Origin of the sequence: Bradyrhizobium jicamae (genome assembly GCF_018130695.1) — a bacterium.
GTDB lineage: Bacteria > Pseudomonadota > Alphaproteobacteria > Rhizobiales > Xanthobacteraceae > Bradyrhizobium > Bradyrhizobium jicamae_B.
Genome location: NZ_JAFCJX010000021.1, coordinates 103,074 through 122,909, shown reverse-complemented (window position 1 = coordinate 122,909; position 19,836 = coordinate 103,074). Strand labels below are relative to the sequence as shown.

Annotated in this window: 14 protein-coding genes; 5 read left to right on the top strand and 9 right to left on the bottom strand. The window is 64.9% G+C overall.

All coding sequences use genetic code 11. The annotated features are described in order from the left end of the window. Positions 1-6: 6 nt before the first annotated feature. Positions 7-1,896 (bottom strand): M3 family oligoendopeptidase, encoded by a 1,890-nt coding sequence (locus tag JQ604_RS27940; protein WP_212363892.1) that lies wholly within the window; start codon positions 1,894-1,896, stop codon positions 7-9. Positions 1,897-2,068: 172 nt separating this feature from the next. On the opposite strand from JQ604_RS27940, the gene JQ604_RS27935 reads away from it, so the two are divergent. From JQ604_RS27935 to JQ604_RS27925, 3 genes are all read left to right on the top strand, one after another. Further along, on the top strand, positions 2,069-3,556 hold the full coding sequence (locus JQ604_RS27935; RefSeq protein WP_212363891.1) for a sigma-54-dependent transcriptional regulator: 1,488 nt from the start codon (positions 2,069-2,071) through the stop codon (positions 3,554-3,556). A gap of 345 nt (positions 3,557-3,901) precedes the next feature. Then, positions 3,902-6,124: a L,D-transpeptidase family protein gene (locus tag JQ604_RS27930; RefSeq protein ID WP_212363890.1), complete on the top strand. Its 2,223-nt coding sequence runs from the start codon at positions 3,902-3,904 to the stop codon at positions 6,122-6,124. Positions 6,125-6,392: 268 nt separating this feature from the next. Next, a complete protein-coding gene (locus tag JQ604_RS27925; protein WP_212363889.1) occupies positions 6,393-8,015 on the top strand; it encodes a DUF882 domain-containing protein in 1,623 nt (540 codons plus the stop codon). Between the two features lie 40 nt (positions 8,016-8,055). Here JQ604_RS27925 and JQ604_RS27920 read toward each other — a convergent pair whose 3' ends face one another. The 3 genes from JQ604_RS27920 to JQ604_RS27910 form a co-directional block, all read right to left on the bottom strand. After that, positions 8,056-9,822 (bottom strand): adenylate/guanylate cyclase domain-containing protein, encoded by a 1,767-nt coding sequence (locus JQ604_RS27920; RefSeq protein WP_212363888.1) that lies wholly within the window; start codon positions 9,820-9,822, stop codon positions 8,056-8,058. A gap of 150 nt (positions 9,823-9,972) precedes the next feature. After that, positions 9,973-10,245 (bottom strand): DUF2312 domain-containing protein, encoded by a 273-nt coding sequence (locus JQ604_RS27915; protein ID WP_212363887.1) that lies wholly within the window; start codon positions 10,243-10,245, stop codon positions 9,973-9,975. A 176-nt stretch (positions 10,246-10,421) separates the two neighbouring features. Next, positions 10,422-10,724: a DUF1244 domain-containing protein gene (locus JQ604_RS27910; protein WP_212363886.1), complete on the bottom strand. Its 303-nt coding sequence runs from the start codon at positions 10,722-10,724 to the stop codon at positions 10,422-10,424. Between the two features lie 185 nt (positions 10,725-10,909). Here JQ604_RS27910 and JQ604_RS27905 point away from each other — a divergent pair, with 185 nt between their 5' ends. Both JQ604_RS27905 and pyk read left to right on the top strand, forming a co-directional pair. After that, entirely contained in the window at positions 10,910-11,509 is a 600-nt protein-coding gene (locus JQ604_RS27905) for a DUF1036 domain-containing protein (protein WP_212363885.1), read from the top strand. Then, positions 11,506-12,945, top strand: a complete 1,440-nt coding sequence (gene pyk / locus JQ604_RS27900) for a pyruvate kinase (protein ID WP_212363884.1) — start codon at positions 11,506-11,508, stop codon at positions 12,943-12,945. Before JQ604_RS27905 ends, pyk begins: the two co-directional genes overlap by 4 nt. A 49-nt stretch (positions 12,946-12,994) precedes the next feature. On the opposite strand, the gene JQ604_RS27895 is transcribed toward pyk, so the two are convergent. The 5 genes from JQ604_RS27895 to JQ604_RS27875 all read right to left on the bottom strand — a co-directional run bounded on the left by JQ604_RS27895 (position 12,995) and on the right by JQ604_RS27875 (position 19,724). Beyond that, positions 12,995-13,423: an OsmC family protein gene (locus tag JQ604_RS27895; protein WP_212363883.1), complete on the bottom strand. Its 429-nt coding sequence runs from the start codon at positions 13,421-13,423 to the stop codon at positions 12,995-12,997. 75 nt (positions 13,424-13,498) lie between these two features. Next, on the bottom strand, positions 13,499-14,173 hold the full coding sequence (locus JQ604_RS27890; RefSeq protein ID WP_212363882.1) for a TetR/AcrR family transcriptional regulator: 675 nt from the start codon (positions 14,171-14,173) through the stop codon (positions 13,499-13,501). Positions 14,174-14,339: 166 nt separating this feature from the next. Continuing rightward, a complete protein-coding gene (locus tag JQ604_RS27885; protein ID WP_212363881.1) occupies positions 14,340-15,557 on the bottom strand; it encodes a glycosyltransferase family 87 protein in 1,218 nt (405 codons plus the stop codon). A gap of 138 nt (positions 15,558-15,695) precedes the next feature. Next, positions 15,696-16,820, bottom strand: coding sequence for a ribonucleotide-diphosphate reductase subunit beta (locus tag JQ604_RS27880; protein WP_212363880.1), 1,125 nt, complete (start codon positions 16,818-16,820; stop codon positions 15,696-15,698). A gap of 27 nt (positions 16,821-16,847) precedes the next feature. Beyond that, the gene (locus tag JQ604_RS27875; protein ID WP_212363879.1) at positions 16,848-19,724 is read right to left on the bottom strand and encodes a ribonucleoside-diphosphate reductase subunit alpha; all 2,877 of its coding nucleotides are present in this window, start codon (positions 19,722-19,724) and stop codon (positions 16,848-16,850) included. Positions 19,725-19,836: the final 112 nt, after the last annotated feature.

Sequence of the window (19,836 nt, the reverse complement as noted above, 5' to 3'; positions counted from 1 at the left end):
GGCTGATCAGCCCATCGTCTCGAGCTCGTCGATCATGCCTGATATGACGGACAGACCACCGTCCCAGAACTTCGGATCCTTCGCATCGAGCCCGAACGGCCGGAGCAGCTCGGAATAATGCTTGGTGCCGCCGGCCGCGAGCATGTCGAGATAGCGCTCGGCAAAGCCTTCGGTGGCGTGCTCGTAGACCGCATAGAGCGAGTTCACCAGGCAATCGCCGAATGCATAGGCGTAGACGTAGAACGGCGAATGGATGAAGTGCGGGATGTACATCCAGAACGTCTCGTAGCCCGGCTTGATCTCGATCGCCGGCCCAAGGCTCTCGCCCTGCACGCTGAGCCAGATCTCGCCGAGGCGCTGCGCGGTGAGCTCGCCGTTCCGGCGCTCGGTATGGACCGCGCGCTCGAAGGAATAGAACGCGATCTGCCGCACCACGGTGTTGATCATGTCCTCGACCTTGCCCGCGAGCAGCGCCTGGCGCTGTTTCGCATGTTTGGTCTGGGACAGCAGCCGTTTGAAGGTCAGCATCTCGCCGAACACGCTGGCAGTCTCGGCCAGCGTCAGCGGCGTCGGCGCCATCAGCGCGCCGTTCTTCGCCGCCAGCACCTGGTGCACGCCATGACCGAGCTCGTGCGCGAGCGTCATCACGTCGCGCGGCTTGCCCTGGTAGTTCATCAGCACATAGGGATGTGCCGACGGTGTGGTCGGATGCGAGAACGCACCCGGCGCCTTGCCGGGACGCACCGGCGCGTCGATCCATCGATCGGTGAAGAAGCGCTCGGCGATCTCGGCCATGCGCGGCGAGAAGCCGCGATAGGCCGACAGCACCATGTTGCGCGCCTCGGGCCAGTCGATGGTGCCGGTGGCCGCGAACGGCAGCGGCGCGTTGCGGTCCCAATGCGCCAGCTTCCTCTTTTTGAACCAGCCCGCCTTCAGCGCGTAATAGCGGTGCGAGAGTTTCGGATAGGCGGCGCGCACCGAAGCAACCAGCGCATCGACCACCTCGCGCTCGACGCGGTTGTTGAGATGGCGGGAGTCGGCGACATCCTGGAAACCGCGCCAGCGGTCGGAGATCTCCTTGTCCTTGGCGAGCGTGTTGGTGACCAGCGCAAAGGTGCGCTCATTGCCCTTGAAGGTTTTTGCCAGCGCCTGCGCCGCGGCCTTGCGCTTGTCGCCGGCCTTGTCCTGCAACAGGTTGAGCGTCGGCTCGATCGCAAGCTCCTTTCCGCCGACCTTGAAGCGCAGGCCCGAGATGGTCTGGTCGAACATGCGATTCCACGCGGCATAGCCGCTCTGCGCCTTTTCGTGGAACAGCTGCTCGACGCGATCCTCGAGCTGGTACGGCTTGTCCTTGCGCAGATCCTCGATCCAGGGACGGTAGTGGCCGAGCTCGGCCGCCTGCATCGCGCGCTCGATCACATCATCGTCAACGCGATTGAGCTCGAGCTGGAAGAACAGCAAATGCACCGACGCCGCCGTGAGCCGCTCCGAGACGTCGCCATAAAACTTTGAAATAGCGGGGTCGACGCTGTCGCCGGCATGCACGAGACCCGCGTAAGAGCCTAAGCGGCCTGCAAGATCGTCGATCGCCTCATAGCGCCGCACCGCTTCGGCGAGCCATTTGCCACCGTCGTTGCGAGCCACGTAATCGGCGAGCTTGCCCTTGTAGTCGGTCTCAAACGCGACGCAATCTGCATCCATCTTCTGCAAATCACGCGCGACTTCTGGCGCGTCGATCCCGGAATAGAGATCCGCGAGATTCCATTCCGGCAGTTTGCCGGACTTGCTCGCGGCTTTCGATTTCGCTGTAGGCCGGGTCGCCGTTGATTTGCGTTGTGCGGTCGTCTTGCGAAGGGCGGCCGTTTTGCGGAGAGCGGTTTTGGAGCGCGAGGTCATCTTGTTCGTAACCTTGGGTTCAGCCGGAGAGAAGGTTCAGTCGGAGAGACTTCGTTCGGAAGCACGGCGGCAGCGGAAAGACGGCGGGATGGCAACGTTTAAGAGTGCGTTAATCGGCATCGGCGACATTGCCCCGATTCGAGACAGATAATCGTAACGTGCGGGGAAAACCATGGCTGCCACCATTTTGATCGCCGATGACGACGCCGTACAGCGCCGTTTGGTTGAAAACATGGTGCAGAAGTGCGGCTATGAGGCCCTCGTCGTCGATAGCGGCGACGCCGCGATCGCGGCATTGACTGCCTCCGAAGCCCATACCATCGACGCTGTCGTGCTCGACCTCGTGATGCCCGGCCTCGACGGTCTCGGAGTCCTCGCAAAGCTTCGTGAATCTGGTTTGAACGTCCCCGTCATCGTGCAGACCGCGCATGGCGGCATCGACAACGTGGTGTCGGCGATGCGCGCCGGCGCGCAGGATTTCGTGGTCAAGCCGGCCAGCTTCGAGCGGCTGCAGGTCTCGCTCCGCAACGCGCTCAACGCCTCGGCGCTGAAGGGCGAATTGCAGCGCATCCGCCACAGCCGCGAGGGCCGGCTGACCTTCTCCGACATCATCACCCGCAGCGAGACCATGACCGGCGTGCTGCGCACCGCGCAGAAGGCGGCCTCCTCCGCCATTCCGGTGCTGATCGAAGGCGAATCCGGCGTCGGCAAGGAGCTGTTCGCCCGCGCCATCCACGGCAGCAGCGAGCGCAAATCGAAGCCGTTCGTCGCGGTGAACTGCGGCGCGATCCCGGACAATCTCGTGGAATCGATCCTGTTCGGCCATGAGAAGGGCGCCTTCACCGGCGCCACCGAGAAGCACCAGGGCAAATTCCTCGAAGCCCATGGCGGCACGCTGTTCCTCGACGAGGTCGGCGAATTGCCGCTCACCGCGCAGGTGAAGCTGCTGCGCGCACTGCAGGAAGGCACCGTCGAAGCCGTCGGTGGCCGCAAGCCGGTGAAGGTCGACGTCCGCATCATCTCGGCGACCAATCGCAAACTGCTCGACCTCGTGAAGGGCGGCCAATTCCGCGAGGATCTGTTCTACCGCCTGCACGTGCTGCCGGTGACGATCCCGCCGCTGCGCCAGCGCCGCGAGGACATCCCGCATCTGCTGCGGCATTTCCTCGCGCGTTTTTGTGCGGAGGAGAATCGCAACATCACCGGCATCAGCGGCGAGGCGATGGCGCATCTCGCGCAGCTCGACTGGCCCGGCAACATCCGCCAGCTCGAAAACACGGTGTATCGCGCGGTGGTGCTGAGCGAAGGCGACCAGCTCGCGCTCGGCGATTTCCCGCAGGCGAGCTTCCATGTGGCCTCCGAAGGCAAGGCCCTGCATGGCGAGCCGCTGGTGGTGTCGCCCTCGACCGCGCCGGCGATGAACTCCGGTAACGAAATACCTCTTGCTCCCATGCCCACCGCAGGCAACCTCGCAATGCTGAACGTATCCGGAGAAGTACGGCCGCTGGAGGAGCTCGAGAACGAGATCATCCGCTTTGCGATCTCGCACTACCGCGGACAGATGTCGGAAGTCGCGCGTCGGTTGAAGATCGGCCGCTCGACCCTGTACCGCAAGCTCGACGAAGCTGCGGCCGATGAACGTGGTGGCGAGACGAACTAGTCGTGTGACGCCAACGGCATGGTGGCCCCGAGGCCACGCCCGGCGGAACCTTTCGAACCGTGGCTTGGCGGTGACAGACAAATGTCGGGCTGCGTGGCAAAACCGCACAAGTCGGAATAAATCCGGCCTGTTTGAGGTCAGTTTGTCGTGAGTTGCCCCGCATGGCGCTGGCTGCATGAAAGGGGCCCATGTATCGTCTGCGTTCGTTGCGTGCAGGCGTTCTGAAATTTGACAAAGTGAGACCTACGTTCTCGGTGAGTCCAACGTTTTCGCGCGAGCTTGAGAAACCAATCACTGATTTGAACTGTTCCCGTGCCGGGGCAGTGTCGCCCAGGGGGTGAGATAATGCGTGACTGTTCGAACAACCGTCGGGGATTTGACCGCGTACTGATGGCCGTCGCGGCGACCTTCCTCACGGTGTCCGCGACCTCAGCCTTCGCGCAGAGCACGCCTCGCGCCAGCGCCGCGGAACTTGCAATCGACGCAGCGATCCCCCGCCCCGAGCCCGCCAACGTGCCGCCGCCGACCGCCGGCGATTTCAAGGCCGATACGACGGCGACAGTTTCCGACAGCAAGCCGGCCGAGGCGGCGACGGCTGCGAAAGCACCGGAGCCGAAGGCAGCTGAGCCCAAGCCGGCCGACGTCGCAACCACGCCCGCCACCGACGGCAAGCCCGCGGAAGCGCCGAAGTCCGACACCGCCGTCGCACCGGCTGCTGCTCCCGCTCCGGCCACCGCAACGGCCCCCGCCGCAGCACCTGCCCCCGCAACGGCTGCGGCTCCCGCCGCCGAACCCGCCAAGGAGCCGGTGAAGGCCGCGAGCAACGTACCCGCCGAGGACCAGCCGGTCGCCGACAAGCTGCGCGAGCTGCTCGCCAGCAAGACGCTGCGCACCTTCGATCGCAAGACCGAGCGCGCGGCCGTCGAGAAGTTCTATTCCGCGCGCGACTACGCGCCGGTGTTCACGCAAGCCGGCAAGCTCACCGAGACCGGCAAGGGCGTGATCGCGCGGCTGAAGGACGCCGGCTCGGACGGCCTCAATCCGTCCGACTATCCGGTGCCGGATTTCGCGGCCGCCAGCTCGCCCGATGCGATGGCCGATGCCGAGCTGAAGCTCACCGCCAGCATGCTCGACTATGCGCGCCAGGCGCAGAGCGGCCGCATGCACTGGTCGCAGGTGTCCGCCGACATCCTCTATCCCGAGCATCCGACCGATCCGGCGGAAGTGCTGGCCAACGTGACCTCGGCGAAGGACGCCTCCGCCGCGCTCGACGGCTACAACCCGCCGCACAAGCTCTACAAGGAACTGAAGAAGAAGCTCGCCGAGCTGCGCGGTCAGGGCGAAGGCCCGGTGGTGCAGATCGCCGACGGTCCGGCGCTGAAATACGTCCCGGCTCGCAAGAAGCAGGCCGCGGTCGAGATGGACGACCCGCGCGTGCCTGACCTGCGCGCCAAGCTCGGCATCACCGAGGATCCGCAGAGCACCAAGTACGATGCCGCCGTCGCCACGGCGGTCGAGAAATTCCAGAACAGCGCCGATCTGAAGCCGACCGGCGTCCTCGACGACAAGACGGTCAAGGCGCTGAACAGCCCGAAGCGCGACAAGCAGATCGATACCGTGCTGGTCAACATGGAGCGCTGGCGCTGGCTGCCGCGCCAGCTCGGCGCGTCCAACCTTGGCAACGCCTATGTCATCCTGAACATCCCGGACTACACGCTGAAGGTGATGCACAACGGCGCGCAGGCCTGGACCACGCGCGTCGTGACCGGCAAGCCGGGCCAGCACGCAACCCCGCTGCTGACCGAGACGATGAAGTACATCACGGTCAACCCGACCTGGAACGTGCCGCCCTCGATCGTCTACAATGAGTATCTGCCGGCCCTGCAGCAGGACCCGACGGTGCTGCAGCGCATGGGCCTGCGGCTGGAGCGCAACCGCGACGGTTCGGTGCACATCTCGCAGCCGCCGGGTGAGGCCAATGCGCTGGGCCGCATCCGCTTCAACTTCCCGAACAAGTTTCTGGTCTATCAGCACGACACGCCGGACAAGAACCTGTTCGCCAAGGAAGAGCGCGCCTACAGCCACGGCTGCATGCGCGTGCAGTATCCGGATCAGTACGCCTCCGTGCTGCTCAACATCACGATGCCCGACGGCAGCCGCTACACGCCCGAGCGCATTCGCAGCATGTACGGCTCGGGTGAGGTCGACCTGAAATTCCCGACACCGATCCCGGTCAACATCACCTACCAGACCGCGTTCGTGGACGATGCCGGCAAGCTGCAATTCCGCAAGGACATCTACGGCCGCGACGCCACCATGCTGTCGCTGATGAAGAACAACCGCGGCAAGGACCTCGAGATGGTGGTCGCGCATTCGCAGCCGAGCTACTCGCGGCCGTCGGGCGCCAACATTCCGGCCGGCGTGAACTTCGCCAGCGACAACTCAGGCTACTCGTCGTCCGGCCCGTCGTTCTTCGAGCGCCTGTTCGGCGGCCCGTCGTTGACCCCGCCGGCACCCGTAGGACGCCGGGGCCAGCCGCAGCAGCCGCGGCGGGTGTTCACCCGTTAATCAGGCCGAGCCGAGCCCGATTCCGGTCAATTTTGAAGCGAAATCAACGGTCTCGCCCCCAAAGGCGGGACCGTTTACGTTAACCATTATCCATCTCTATATCGGCACCGAGCACTTTTTCGCCACACTCGACCGGTTAGTTAAGGCTAACTTGGGGGCGGGTCGGTAAACCTCGGTTAACCCTCCCGCTTTAAGAAAGCGTTCACCGTCTTTCGCAGGGGGTCTGCGAAGGAGCCAACTGAACGCTCGTCGACTGGGTGGGCTCAGAGTGCTGGCTGTTCTCGCACGCCGCTGCAAATCGCTGTCGTTGCCGAAGACCGGATATCAATTCGGTCTCGCTTCGCTGTTGCTGCTGGCCGGCGCCGGCTCGGTTCACGACGCCGCCGCGCTGAACGAGACCCGCACCCTCTCCTTCCACCACACCCATTCCGGCGAAGACCTCACCGTCACCTTCAAGCGCGATGGTCGCTACGACGAGGCCGCGCTGAAGCAGCTCAATCACTACCTCCGCGACTGGCGCAATCAGGACGAGACGGTGATGGACCGTCACCTGTTCGACATCCTCTGGGAAGTCTATCGCGATGTCGACGGCAAGCAGCCGATCCAGATCATCTCCTCCTACCGCTCCCCCGCCACCAACGCCATGCTCCGCCGCCGCTCCTCGGGCGTGGCGCGCCACAGCCAGCACATGCTGGGGCATGCGATGGACTTCTTCATTCCCGGCGTGCCGCTGGAGCAGATCCGTGCCGCCGGCCTGCGCCTGCAGCGCGGCGGCGTCGGCTTCTACCCGACCTCGGGATCGCCCTTCGTCCATCTCGACACCGGCAGCATCCGCCACTGGCCGCGCATGACCCGCGAGCAGTTGGTCCGGGTGTTCCCGGATGGCCGCACCGTGCATCTGCCGACCGACGGCACGCCGCTGAAGGGTTATGAGCTGGCCCGGGCCGACATCGAGCGCCGCGGCAATGGCGACAATGCCGCCACCATCAGCAAGCCGAGCCTGTTCGCCAGGCTGTTCAAGGGCGGCAAGTCGAGCGAGGACGACGAGGAGGCAGGCGCCTCCGCTGCCAACGACAAGCCAGCACCGGTTGTCGTCGCGGCCGCCAAGTCGGCTGATAACAAGTCCGCCGATACCAAGTCCGCCGATCCGATTCCGATGCCGCGCGCAAAACCGCAGATCGCCGCGACCATCCAGCTCGCCGCGGCTGACGCGCAGATCGTTCCGGCGCCGAAGGCCAAGCCCGCAACCGAGACCGCGTCCGCCGACAAGGGCGAGCCGAAGCCGCAATCGCCGGCCGACATCATCAATGCCCGCGGCTTCTGGGGCGATGACCAGGCGACGCCGAAGCAGGCCTCGCCGGCGCAGCTCGCCGCGCTCAGGGCCCGCGAAGCCGTCGGCAGCGCGAGCGATCCGCAGTCGACCGCCAGCGTCTCCGAGAGCGTCAACAAGGCGCTGGCCTATGCGCCGGCTGCGGCCTCGCCGACCGATCGCAGCAACATCGTCGCCGCCTCGCTGCCGATGCCGCGCAACGGCCGCCCGGCCCGCAACGCCGCAATCGCCCCGACTGAGATCAACACGGTGATTCCAAAGGGCGCCCAGGGCGCGGGCATCGTCACGGCCTCGGCCCGGATCGCCGCCGCCAAGGGCAACGACATCTGGATGCGCGTCGTGATGCTGGCGCCGAGCGCGAGCACGGGCATGCTGACCACGATGCTCGGCGACAACAATATGAGCCTGATGCGCACCCACTTCATCAAGCCGCAGGCGACGATCGCCATGACCTTCTCGGATGATCCGATGATGGGCATGACCTGCGACCGCTTCTCCGGCTCCGCCACCGCGACGCTGGCCACCCAGTCGTTCGTGATGCGCACCGCCTCGCTGCGCTGAGCCCGTCCTGAAAGTTCGATTTTGACCGCGGCCGTGTCTGTCAGGCCGGCAGCCCGGCCTTGAGCAGACCCGTCTCGTAACGGGCGCGGTCCGCCTCGCGCTTGTAATGCTGCGTCGTGAGATGGCTCGCGACAGTGAATCCCGGCTCGCGCTTCAGCACCTCGGCGGCGTGCGCAGCGGCTGCCACTCCATTTCCCATCTGCGCCAGGGTCGCCGCCAGGAAGGCGTGATGGGTGTGGTCGGGCCGCGTGATGCGCGAGAACGCCTCGGCGGCATCGGCGTATTTCTCCGCGCAGTAGCAGGCCCGGCCGAGATGGCTCCAGAACCGTTCCGGATGGAACGGGTTGAGCCGCATCGCCCGCTTGATCCAGTCGATGCCCTCTTCCGGCCGCCCGAGCCAGGTCAGCAATTCGCCCTGCTGCACGACCACGAGGTCGTAATTGGGGTTGAGCGCCAGCGCGCGTTCCTGGTGATGCGCCGCCTTGTCGTGATCGTCGCGATTGAGGTTGAGCGCGGCGAGAATGCGGTGCACGTCGCTGTCGTTGTCGTCGAGCCTGAGCGCGATCTCGAGCTCGGAAGCGACCTGCGTGAAGGTCGCGTCGCGATCCTCGCACCAGTTGTAGACCCAGGTCTGCCCGAGCACGCAGGCGCGCCAGGCGTGAGCATGGGCATAATTCGGGTCGAGCACGATGGCCCGCTCGAGCAGACGCTGCGCCTGCGCATTGTCGTCGCGCGCCGAGCGATGGTGCAGAACCTTGGCGGCCAGCACGCATTCGTAGGCCGCCATGTTGTCGGTCGGCTTGCGCTTGACGCGGTCATGGGCCGCCGCCTCGAGCCGGCCCGGCAAGGTCGACACGATCGCGCGCGTCATCTCGTCCTGGATCGCGAAGATGTCGGCAAGCTCGCGGTCATAGCGCTCGGCCCAGACGTGCCGGTCGGCCTCGGCGTCAATCAGCTGCACGGTCACGCGGATCCGATCACCCGCCTTGCGCACACTGCCTTCCAGCACATAGTCGACGGCGAACTCCTTCGCGACGTCCTGCACCTTCACGGCCTTGCCCTTGTACACGAAGGTCGAATTGCGCGAGATCACCAGGAGATCGTGGAAGCGCGACAGCTCGGTGATGATGTCTTCGGTGAGGCCGTCGGCGAAGAATTCCTGCTCCGGATCGCCGCTCATGTTGGCGAGCGGCAGCACGGCAATCGAGGGTTTTTTCGCAACCGAAGGCCCTCCCGCCGCACGCGCCGAACGCTCGGGAGCGGCACTCGAATCGGTTTGCAGATGGACGCGAAACACCCGGATCGGCCGGGCGATGTTCTTGACGCTCTGATCGCCGAGATCCTCGAAGCTCAGATCCTCCAGGCGATCGCCGACCTGATCGCGGACGGCGCCCGAGATACAGATGCCGCCGGGCTCAGCCAGCACTTCGAGGCGCGAGGCGACGTTGACGCCGTCGCCGAAGATATCGGCGCCGTCGACGATCACATCGCCAAGATTGATGCCGATCCGAAACTGCATCCACCGCGCCGGCGCGACGTCGGCATTGCGTTTCGCCATCCGCCGCTGCACCTCCGCCGCGCACAGCACCGCGTCGACGACGCTGTGGAATTCGACCAGCAGGCCGTCGCCGGTCGTCTTGATGATGCGGCCGCGATTCTTGGTGATGGCGGGATCGATCAATTCGATCCGGTGGGTTTTCAGGCGCGCGAGCGTACCGGTCTCGTCAGCCTCCATCAGTCGACTGTAGCCGACCATGTCAGCGGCGAGGACCGCAGCGAGCCGCCGCTCTGGTCCTGGCACGTCCATCTGCGATCTGCCCGGTTCTCTTGCCGGACAGTCTAGCAAATCCCGGGATTTGGCCCAAGGAGAACTGAGGCTTGAGAATTGAAGCTTGAGAACTAAGCCTTGAGAGTTAAGCCTTGAACCATGCCTCGCCGGGCCGGCAAGGCCAACGGCTCAAATCATCCCGAGCGCCTGCATATAGGTTTCCAGGATGGTTTCCTGCTCGACCCGCTCGTCCGGATCCTGCTTGCGCAGGCGGATGATGGCGCGCAGCGCCTTGACGTCGAAGCCGTTGCCCTTGCTCTCCGCATAGACGTCACGGATGTCGTCGGAAATCGTCTTCTTTTCTTCTTCCAGCCGCTCGATGCGCTCGATGATCGAGCGGAGCTGGTCCTTGGCGAAGCGCGTTGCGGGTTCGTCTTCCTTGACGGCGGCAGAGGTGGCCATCCCTTACTCCTGAACTGGCATTGAAAGGTCAGGCGAATGCGCGTTCTGCGCACCGCTTGTTGCGGAGGACCCTCGATTTTGGGGCGGCTTCCGTCAAGGAAACATCGCGCTCATCCACAGCGCGCCCACAGGAGATGCGGACTCGCGCGGAAAGCTGCGTATTTCCACGGGTAAACTCAGTGACCGGGATGGACTTTCTTCATCTGGGCAAGCTGCTCCGGCGTCGCCGCGCCCTGGTACTTCGTCTTCCACTCCTCATAGGGCATGCCGTAGACGGCCTCGCGGCTCTCGTCCTTGCTGATCGCAACGCCCTTGGCGTCAGCCTCCTCCTTCATCCAGTTCGACAGGCAATTGCGGCAGAAGCCGGCGAGATTCATCAGCTCGATATTCTGCACATCGGTCCGGCCACGCAGATGGTCGACCAGGCGCCGGAAAACCGCCGCTTCGAGTTCCGTTCTGGTTTTGTCGTCAATGCTCATCGCCATCATCCCAATCTCGTTCCGCACCATATGGATATCAGGTGGGATTTGTCACAGATTTTGCCATATCGCGGCGCAAACAGGCCCGATATCGGCTTCCCACGAGGTGGGAAACGCGCCGCCCGGGCGTTGACAGGTTCCCCGGAGCGAGCGAAATCATCAGCGAATTGATATAGCCTCGCCGCATGACCGCAACAGATTCTCCCTCCTCGACATCCCGACTAACCCGCCTGCTGCGTGGAGCGATTCCGCTGCTGGCGCTGGTCGTGATGGGCCTGTGGTCGAACCCTGCGGCCGCCGATTTCCGGCTCTGCAACAATACGTCGAGCCGGGTCGGGATCGCGCTCGGCTACAAGGATGCCGAAGGCTGGACCACCGAGGGCTGGTGGAACGTGTCCTCGCGAACTTGTGAGACCCTGCTGCGCGGCAACCTCGTCGCGCGCTTCTATTACATCTACGCGCTCGATTATGACCGCGGCGGCGAATGGTCCGGCCAGGCGTTCATGTGCTCGCGCGACAAGGAATTCACCATCAAGGGTACCGAGAATTGCCTGGCGCGCGGCTTCGACCGCACCGGCTTCTTCGAGGTCGATACGGGCGAGCAACGTGCATGGACGGTACAACTGACCGAAGCCAACGAACAGCCGCCACAGAAGCTACCGGGAATGCCGGGCGGCGTCGGCCCGGGAAGCCCCGGGACGATGCCCGGCCTCCCGAATCCGCCGGGCGCAGCGCCACCGGGCGCGTCTGGTCTTCCACCAGCCGCACCCGGAAACAAGCAATGAGACGCCTGCGTCGTATCAAGATCCTCGCCACCCTCGGACCGGTCTCGTCAGACAGCGCGATGATCCGCAAGCTGTTCGAGGCGGGGGCCGACGTGTTCCGCATCAACATGAGCCACACCCCGCATGACAAGATGCGGGAGCTGGTCAAGACCATCCGCAATGTCGAAAGCAGCTACGGCCGCCCGATCGGCATCCTGGTCGATCTGCAGGGCCCGAAGCTGCGCCTCGGCGCGTTCGAGGGTGGCTCGACCCAGCTCCACAATGGCCAGAGCTTTACGCTCGATTCCGACAAGACGCCGGGCGACAACAGCCGCGTGCATCTTCCGCATCCGGAGATCCTCGCAGCGCTCAGGCCCGGACATGCGCTGCTGCTCGACGACGGCAAGGTGCGGCTGATCGCGGAGGAAACCTCGCCCGAGCGTGCGGTGACGCGGGTCGTGATTGGCGGCAAGATGTCGGACCGCAAGGGCGTCAGCCTGCCCGACACCGATCTGCCGGTCTCGGCGATGACGCCAAAGGACCGCGCCGATCTCGAAGCCGCGCTGCCGACCGGCATCGACTGGGTCGCGCTGTCCTTTGTGCAGCGGGCCGAAGACGTGATCGAGGCCAAGAAGCTGATCCGCGGCCGCGCCGCCGTGATGGCCAAGATCGAGAAGCCGCAGGCGATCGACCGTCTCGCCGACATTATCGATGCCTCCGACGCGCTGATGGTGGCGCGCGGCGACCTCGGCGTCGAGCTGCCGCTGGAGCGGGTGCCGAGCCTGCAGAAGCAGATGACCCGCATGGCGCGCCGCGCCGGCAAGCCGGTGGTGGTCGCAACCCAGATGCTGGAATCGATGATCCAGGCGCCGGTGCCGACCCGCGCCGAGGTCTCCGACGTCGCCACCGCCGTCTATGAAGGCGCCGACGCCATCATGCTGTCGGCGGAATCGGCGGCCGGCAAATATCCGGTCGAGGCGGTCTCGACCATGAACCGCATCGGCGAAGAGGTCGAGCGCGATCCGACCTATCGCGGCGTGATCAACGCGCAGCGCGCCGAGCCCGAGCCGACCGTCGGCGACGCCATCGCCGACGCGGCGCGGCAGATCGCCGAAACGCTCGATTTGTCGGCGATCATCTGCTGGACCTCGTCGGGCTCGACCGCGATCCGTGTGGCCCGCGAACGGCCGAAAGTGCCTGTCGTTGCGATCACACCCAACATGGCGACCGGCCGCAAGCTTGCGGCCGTGTGGGGCGTGCATTGCGTCGTCGCCGAGGATGCACAGGATCTGGACGATATGGTCAGCCGCGCCGGCTCGATCGCCTTCCGGGACGGCTTCGCCAAGGCCGGCCAGCGCGTCATCATCGTCGCCGGCGTACCGCTGCGCGCGCCCGGCACCACCAACATGCTACGCATCGCCTCGGTCGGACCGAATGGCGACGCCGAGATGATGTGATCCCATCCGGGTCACGCGAAGGCATGACCCGGAACGTAGGGACTGATCGTCAGCCCTGCAGCGTCGCGTCGAGCGTGATCTCGGTGTTGAGCAGCTTCGACACCGGACAGCCGGCCTTGGCCTTGCCGGCCAGTTCCTGAAACCTGGCGTTATCCGCCCCCGGAATCTTCGCGTTCAGCGCCAGATGCACCGCGGTGATGGCGAAGCCGTCGCCGACCTTCTCCAGCGTGACGTCGGCCTTGGTCTCCATATGCTCGGCGGTGAGCTTGGCTTCGCCGAGGATCAGCGACAGCGCCATGGTGAAACAGGCGGCGTGCGCGGCGCCGATCAGCTCTTCGGGATTGAAGCCCGGCTTGCCTTCGAACCGGCTGGCGAAGCCATAGGGATAGTCGCTCAGCGCGCCGCTCTTGGTCGAGATCGCGCCCTTGCCGTCCTTGATGCCGCCCTGCCATTTGGCCGAGCCATGGGTCGTCGTCATGCGTTGCTCCCTGAGTTGGTTCAGACCAGCCCAGTGCTACAACGCCAATGCGACGGAAAATGTTCGCTTACCCGTTCAAGCCCCGACCAGCGCCTTGGCCGGCGTCGTCGCCTGCACCACGAGGCCGCGGGCGCGGGCGTCCATCACGCCGACGGCGCGCAGCGCCAGCAGCGTCACGGTCTGCACGGCGTCGCGCAGCTTGACGGTGTCGTCGAGATTGTCGGGCGCCAGCGGACCGACCAGCGCCTCGTGCAGCGCGCCGAGCAGCGCGGTGGCGGCAAGCGCCGTATCCTGCGCCGGCAGATGGCCGGCACGGACGGCCGCATCGATGCGGGTCGCGAGCTCGCCGGAAATCTCGCGGCGGCTGGCGAGCCTGGATGCCGTGACGTCGACATCGACCGGCTCGGCCAGAATGCCCCAGGCGAGCTTGCGCTGGGATAGCACATGCACGGCGATGGTGGTGACGGCGGCAGCGAGTGCCGATGACGGCCCGGGCGCGGCATCCGCGGCACGGCGGATCGCGGCGAGCTCATCGCGCGAGACTTCGGAGATCAACTCCGAGATCAATTCCGCCTTTGATGGAAAGTAGCGATAGACCGTGCCCGCTGCGACATTGGCGCGGATCGCAACCGGAGCGATCTGCACCGCGGCCATACCGCCGTCGGCTGCAGCATCACGCGCCGCCGACAAGATTGCGCTGCGCCGCGCGGCCAGTCGCTTCACCACCTGATGGGTTCGCCGGTATACCATGGCGTTGTCCGTCCCCCCGCGGGCGGCCGACCGGCGCCCACCGGCAGAACGCTCACGTCTTCAATGTTTTGTGCGACTGATCCCCCAATCGCATGAAGAAGTGAACAACTATTCAGACCGCCTGACAAGACGGTTTCGCGACGGTACTGGGACAATTTACGCCGGCTCAGCCGGCCGCCGGGGCCAGCGCCGGCACCGATTCGCGGCGCCACCAGGGCCCGGCCCGACGCAGCACCAGGCTCGCGACGATCAGCGTGGCGGCGAAGCCGAGCGGCGTGCCCGTCAGGATGAAGGTGACGATGCAGAGCGCAGCAGCCAGCAGCGCCGGCAACTCGTAGGCGCGGAAGCCGCTCTGCAATCCGATGCGAACGAGGAAAGCGACCGGGATCGCCAGCACCATCATGTCATAGGTGAAGAGATAGGGCGTCGTCAGCAGCGTGCCGACGGCAAGCGCGGCGGCCTTCAGCGTGTAGGGCACGCGGCTGCGCCACATCAGCACCAGCGTCACGGCAACGGATGCAGTGAGCACCCACTGGAATGCCCAGCCCATCGGCTCGCTGCCGCCAAAGTAACGCACCAGCGCGAAGATGCTCTGCATCTTCCACCACGGCGCCTTGCCTTCGGTGAGAAAGGCCTGCGAGAAGGTCGGCAGCCAGTGGAAGAAGGCCTGCCAGCTCTCGGTGCCGAAGGCGAGCCATGAGACGAAGGCGAGCGCCAAACCGGTCGCGGCCGCGCTGATGAACACGCGCCATTGCGCGGCGGCGATCAACGCAATCGGAAACAGCAGGCCATATTGCGGCTTGTAGCTGAGCAGGCCGAGGCAGATGCCGGCGAGCACCGGACGCACCGGAATGAGATACAGCGTGGCGCCGATCAGCGCGGCGGTGAGAAAGCCGTTCTGCCCGACGAAGATGTTGCTGAACACCGTCGGCACCGCGATCGCGAGCAGGAAACCGAAGTTGCGGCCGACGATTAAGCGCATCACCGCGATGTAGGGAATGATGCTGATCGCCATCCAGCCGATGAAGGAGGCGGCATAGGGAAATTTCGCCAGCCACGACGCGACGAACAGGAACGGCGGCGGATAGTGCCAGGCGAAATAGCCGACGAAATCCTGCCCGAGCAGCGCGACCTCGATCTTCTTCTGGATGTCCCAGTCATAGGCCTGCGCCGGCACGCCATCGAGCACCAGCTTTCCGGCCGCCCAGACGTTGACGAAGTCGGTCGGGATGCCCTGCCCGTTCACGTCGTAGATCCACCAGTGCGAATGGTATGCGATCGGGAAGAACACGATGTTGATCATGCACAGCGCAAAGCAGACCTTCTGCAGCGCCTCGGGAATGGCGCGCGGCGGCGGTGCGGTGATCGGAACGGAAGTGGCCATGCAGGATCCTGACCGGGCGCCGTGGAGGCGCACGCATCAACAGCAATAGGCGGACTGCATTGAAGATTTCTTAAGCTTTTGGGCCGTGACACCCGATTTGGCTCATCCGCCGCAGGGCGGCGGATGAGCGTGTGTGCGCTACTCCCAGTTCAACGCGCCGCCGTTCTGATACTCGATCACCCTTGTCTCGAAGAAGTTCTTCTCCTTCTTCAGGTCCATCGCCTCCGACATCCAGGGAAACGGGTTCTCCGTCTCGGCGAACACCGGCGCCAGGCCGAGCTGGGCGCAGCGGCGATTGGCGATAAAGTGCATGTAGCTTTCGCACAGCGCCGCATTCAGCCCGAGGAAGCCGCGCGGCATGGTGTCCCGGCCATAGGCGGCTTCGAGCTCAGCGGCGTCGCGGACCATTGCACGCACCTCGTCCTGGAACGCTCTCGTCCACAAATGCGGGTTCTCGATCTTGATCTGGTTGATCACGTCGATGCCGAAGTTCAGGTGGATCGATTCGTCGCGCAGGATGTACTGATACTGCTCGGCGATCCCGACCATCTTGTTGCGTCGGCCGAGCGAGAGGATCTGCGCAAAGCCCGTGTAGAACCACATGCCCTCGAAGATCACATAGAACGCGACGAGATCGCGCAGGAACGCCTGGTCAGCCTCCGGCGTCCCCGTCTTGAAATCGGGATCGTCGAGATGCTGGGTATGCTTGAGCGCCCACGCCGCCTTGTCGGTGATCGAGGGCACCTCGCGGTACATGTTGAACAGCTCGCCCTCGTCCAGCCCGAGGCTTTCGACGATGTACTGGAAGGTGTGGGTGTGCACGGCCTCCTCGAACGCCTGGCGCAGCAGATACTGCCGGCATTCGGGATTGGTGAGATGGCGATAGATCGCCAGCACGATGTTGTTGGCGACCAGGCTCTCGGACGCCGCGAAGAAACCGAGATTGCGCTTGATGGCGCGGCGCTCGTCCTCGGTGAGGCCATCGCGCGACTTCCAAAGCGCGATGTCGGCCTGCATCGAGACCTCAGTCGGCATCCAGTGATTGTTGCAGCCGGCGAGATATTTCTCCCAGGCCCATTTGTATTTCAGCGGCAGCAGCTGATTGACGTCGGCGCGGCAGTTGATCATCCGCTTCTCGTCGACCGAGACCCGGCCGCCGCGGCGGTCGATGGTGCCGAGGCCGGTGGCCTCGGTCGGTGCAAGCGACTGCGGCACGAAGGAAGGTGCCTGCCGCGCGGCGGCAGTGTCTGACCAGTCGAGCATGTTGTTGATTCCTTTTCTTGTTGCTGCTTATTGGCAGGCTTCGCAGTCGGGATTGTCGATCGAGCAGGCCATGACGCCGGCCAGATCCGGCGCCGGCGACATCAGCGTCACCGAGGACACGGCATTGAGCTTGCCGTCGGTGCCCTTCAGCGTCGATTTCTCGACATGGGTGGCGCTGCGCGAACGCAGATAGTAGGTCGTCTTCAACCCGCGCGACCACGCCAGCCGGTAGAGCGCATCGAGCTTCTTGCCGGAGGGATTGGCGATGTAGAGGTTGAGCGACTGCGCCTGGTCGATCCACTTCTGCCGCCGCGCGGCCGCCTCGACCAGCCAGGAGCTGTCGATCTCGAACGCGGTGGCATAGAGTGCCTTGAGATCGTCGGGGATGCGGTCGATGGCGCCGATGCTGCCGTCGAAATATTTGAGGTCGTTGACCATCACCTCGTCCCACAGCCCGCGGCGTTTAAGGTCGCGCACCAGGAACTCGTTCACGACGGTGAAGTCGCCGGACATGTTGGATTTGACGTAGAGGTTCTGATAGGCGGGCTCGATCGACTGCGCGACGCCGCAGATGTTGGAGATCGTCGCCGTCGGCGCGATCGCCATGACGTTGGAATTGCGCATGCCGACTGTGGTGACGCGGCCGCGCAGGCTCGCCCAGTCGCGGGTACTCGAGCGATCCATCGCAACGCCGCCGCGGGCGTCGGCAACGAAGTCGATCGAATCGATCGGCAGGATGCCCTGGCTCCACAGCGATCCCTCGAACGACGGATAGCGCCCGCGCTCTGCCGCGAGATCGACCGAGGCCGAGATCGCGTAGTAGGAGATCGCCTCCATGCTGGTGTCGGCGAAAGCGACCGCCGCATCGGATGCGACCGCGATCCGCAGCGCCTGCAGCGCATCCTGGAACCCCATCAGGCCGAGACCGACCGGACGGTGCCGCAGGTTGGAGCGACGCGCTTCGGGAATGGTGTAGAAATTGATGTCGATGACATTGTCGAGCATCCGCATCGCCGTCCCGACAGTCTTCTTCAGGCGGATCTCGTCGAGCCCGCCATCGTGCACGTGATTGAGCAGGTTGATCGAGCCGAGATTGCAGACCGCGGTCTCGTCGTCGGACGTGTTCAGCGTGATCTCGGTGCAGAGGTTCGAGGAGTGGATCACGCCGGCATGACGCTGCGGCGAGCGCAGATTGCAGGGATCCTTGAAGGTGATCCAGGGATGCCCGGTCTCGAACAGCATGGTCAGCATCTTGCGCCAGAGGTCGACGGCGCGGATCTGCTTCAACACCCGCATCTCGCCGCGCGCGGCCTTGGCCTCGTACTGCACATAGCGTTCGGCAAAGGATTTGCCGTAGAGATCGTGCAGATCGGGCGTCTCGTCCGGCGAGAACAGCGTCCAGTCGCCGTCGGCCTCGACGCGCTGCATGAACAAATCGGGCACCCAGTTCGCGGTGTTCATGTCATGGGTGCGACGGCGGTCGTCGCCAGTGTTCTTGCGCAGGTCGAGGAATTCCTCGATGTCGACATGCCAGGTCTCCAGATACGCACAGACCGCGCCCTTGCGCTTGCCACCTTGGTTGACCGCGATCGCGGTGTCGTTGGCGACTTTCAGGAACGGCACCACGCCCTGGCTCTCGCCATTGGTGCCCTTGATGTGGGCGCCGAGACCGCGGACGCGGGTCCAGTCATTGCCGAGACCGCCGGAATATTTTGCCAGCAGCGCATTGTCCTTGATCGACTTGAAGATCCCGTCGAGATCGTCGGCGACAGTGGTCAGGAAACACGACGACAGCTGCGGACGCAGCGTGCCGGAATTGAACAGCGTCGGCGTCGAGGCCATGAAGTCGAACGAGGACAGCAGATCGTAGAACTCGATCGCGCGCGCCTCGCGGTCGATCTCGCGCAGCGAAAGCCCCATCGCGACGCGCATGAAGAAGGCCTGCGGCAGCTCGATACGATCGCCATGGACATGCAGGAAATAGCGATCGTACAGCGTCTGCAGCCCGAGGAACTGGAACGACAAATCGCGCTCCGGCTTCAGCGCCGCGGCAAGCCGCGTGAGGTCAAAGCGGCCGAGCTCGGCATCGAGCAGCTCGGCCTTGATGCCGGTCTTGATATAGGCCGGGAAATACTCGCCGTAGCGCACGGCCATGTCCGCCTGCGAGGCGTTGGTCGGCGTATCCAGCACATAGGACAGCACCTCGGTACGCAACTTGTCGAGCAGCAGGCGCGCGCTGACATAGGCGTAGTTCGGCTCCTGCTCGACCAGCGTGCGCGCCGCCATCACCGAGGCCAGCGCCAGCTCGTCCTGGCTGATGCCGTCATAGACGTTGCGCTGGGTCTCCGCGATGACAGGCGCGGCGTCGACGCCGTCGAGCCCGGCGCAGGCCTCGTTGACGATCAGGGCCAGCCGCTTGGTGTCGAGCGGCACCTTGGCGCCATCAGGCAGCGTCACGTGGATCGCGGGCACGGCTGAAGGCTTCACGGCCTTGGCGGCTTCCTCCTCGGCGCGCTGGCGGGTGCGTTCCTCGCGATACAGCACATAGGCGCGCGCGACCTTGTGGTGCTCGCTGCGCATCAGCGCGAGCTCGACCTGGTCCTGCACGTCCTCGATATGGAAGGTACGGCCCTCGCTCATGCGGCGCGACAGCGCGGTAACGACCTCAGCCGTCAATTGCTCGACGATCTCGTGCACGCGGCGCGACGCCGCCGCCGTGTGCCCCTCGACCGCCAGGAACGCCTTGGTCATCGCGATCGAGATCTTGCCCGCGTCGAATTTCGACACCGTGCCGTTGCGGCGGATCACCTGCATCGGCGGCTGCGCCTCCGGCGCGGCAAGAGATTCGACACGCAGCTGGATCAGCGGCGCAGGCTTGGTTTCGCGATCGAGAGAGAGAGACATCGTGCAGACCCCGTGATGTTTGTTGGGGCTGGATGTCAGGGGACGCTGCGATCTGCCCGCGGCAACGCGCAGGCATGAGAGTGCAAGCGACCGCCGGGACACCCCGCCCGTG

Coding starts and splice junctions, on each gene's coding strand:
- JQ604_RS27940 (WP_212363892.1), bottom strand. CDS start 1,896: ATGACCTCGCGCTCCAAAACCGCTCTCCGCAAAACGGCCGCCCTTCGC.
- JQ604_RS27935 (WP_212363891.1), top strand. CDS start 2,069: ATGGCTGCCACCATTTTGATCGCCGATGACGACGCCGTACAGCGCCGT.
- JQ604_RS27930 (WP_212363890.1), top strand. CDS start 3,902: ATGCGTGACTGTTCGAACAACCGTCGGGGATTTGACCGCGTACTGATG.
- JQ604_RS27920 (WP_212363888.1), bottom strand. CDS start 9,822: ATGGACGTGCCAGGACCAGAGCGGCGGCTCGCTGCGGTCCTCGCCGCT.
- JQ604_RS27915 (WP_212363887.1), bottom strand. CDS start 10,245: ATGGCCACCTCTGCCGCCGTCAAGGAAGACGAACCCGCAACGCGCTTC.
- JQ604_RS27910 (WP_212363886.1), bottom strand. CDS start 10,724: ATGAGCATTGACGACAAAACCAGAACGGAACTCGAAGCGGCGGTTTTC.
- JQ604_RS27905 (WP_212363885.1), top strand. CDS start 10,910: ATGACCGCAACAGATTCTCCCTCCTCGACATCCCGACTAACCCGCCTG.
- pyk (WP_212363884.1), top strand. CDS start 11,506: ATGAGACGCCTGCGTCGTATCAAGATCCTCGCCACCCTCGGACCGGTC.
- JQ604_RS27895 (WP_212363883.1), bottom strand. CDS start 13,423: ATGACGACGACCCATGGCTCGGCCAAATGGCAGGGCGGCATCAAGGAC.
- JQ604_RS27890 (WP_212363882.1), bottom strand. CDS start 14,173: ATGGTATACCGGCGAACCCATCAGGTGGTGAAGCGACTGGCCGCGCGG.
- JQ604_RS27885 (WP_212363881.1), bottom strand. CDS start 15,557: ATGGCCACTTCCGTTCCGATCACCGCACCGCCGCCGCGCGCCATTCCC.
- JQ604_RS27880 (WP_212363880.1), bottom strand. CDS start 16,820: ATGCTCGACTGGTCAGACACTGCCGCCGCGCGGCAGGCACCTTCCTTC.
- JQ604_RS27875 (WP_212363879.1), bottom strand. CDS start 19,724: ATGTCTCTCTCTCTCGATCGCGAAACCAAGCCTGCGCCGCTGATCCAG.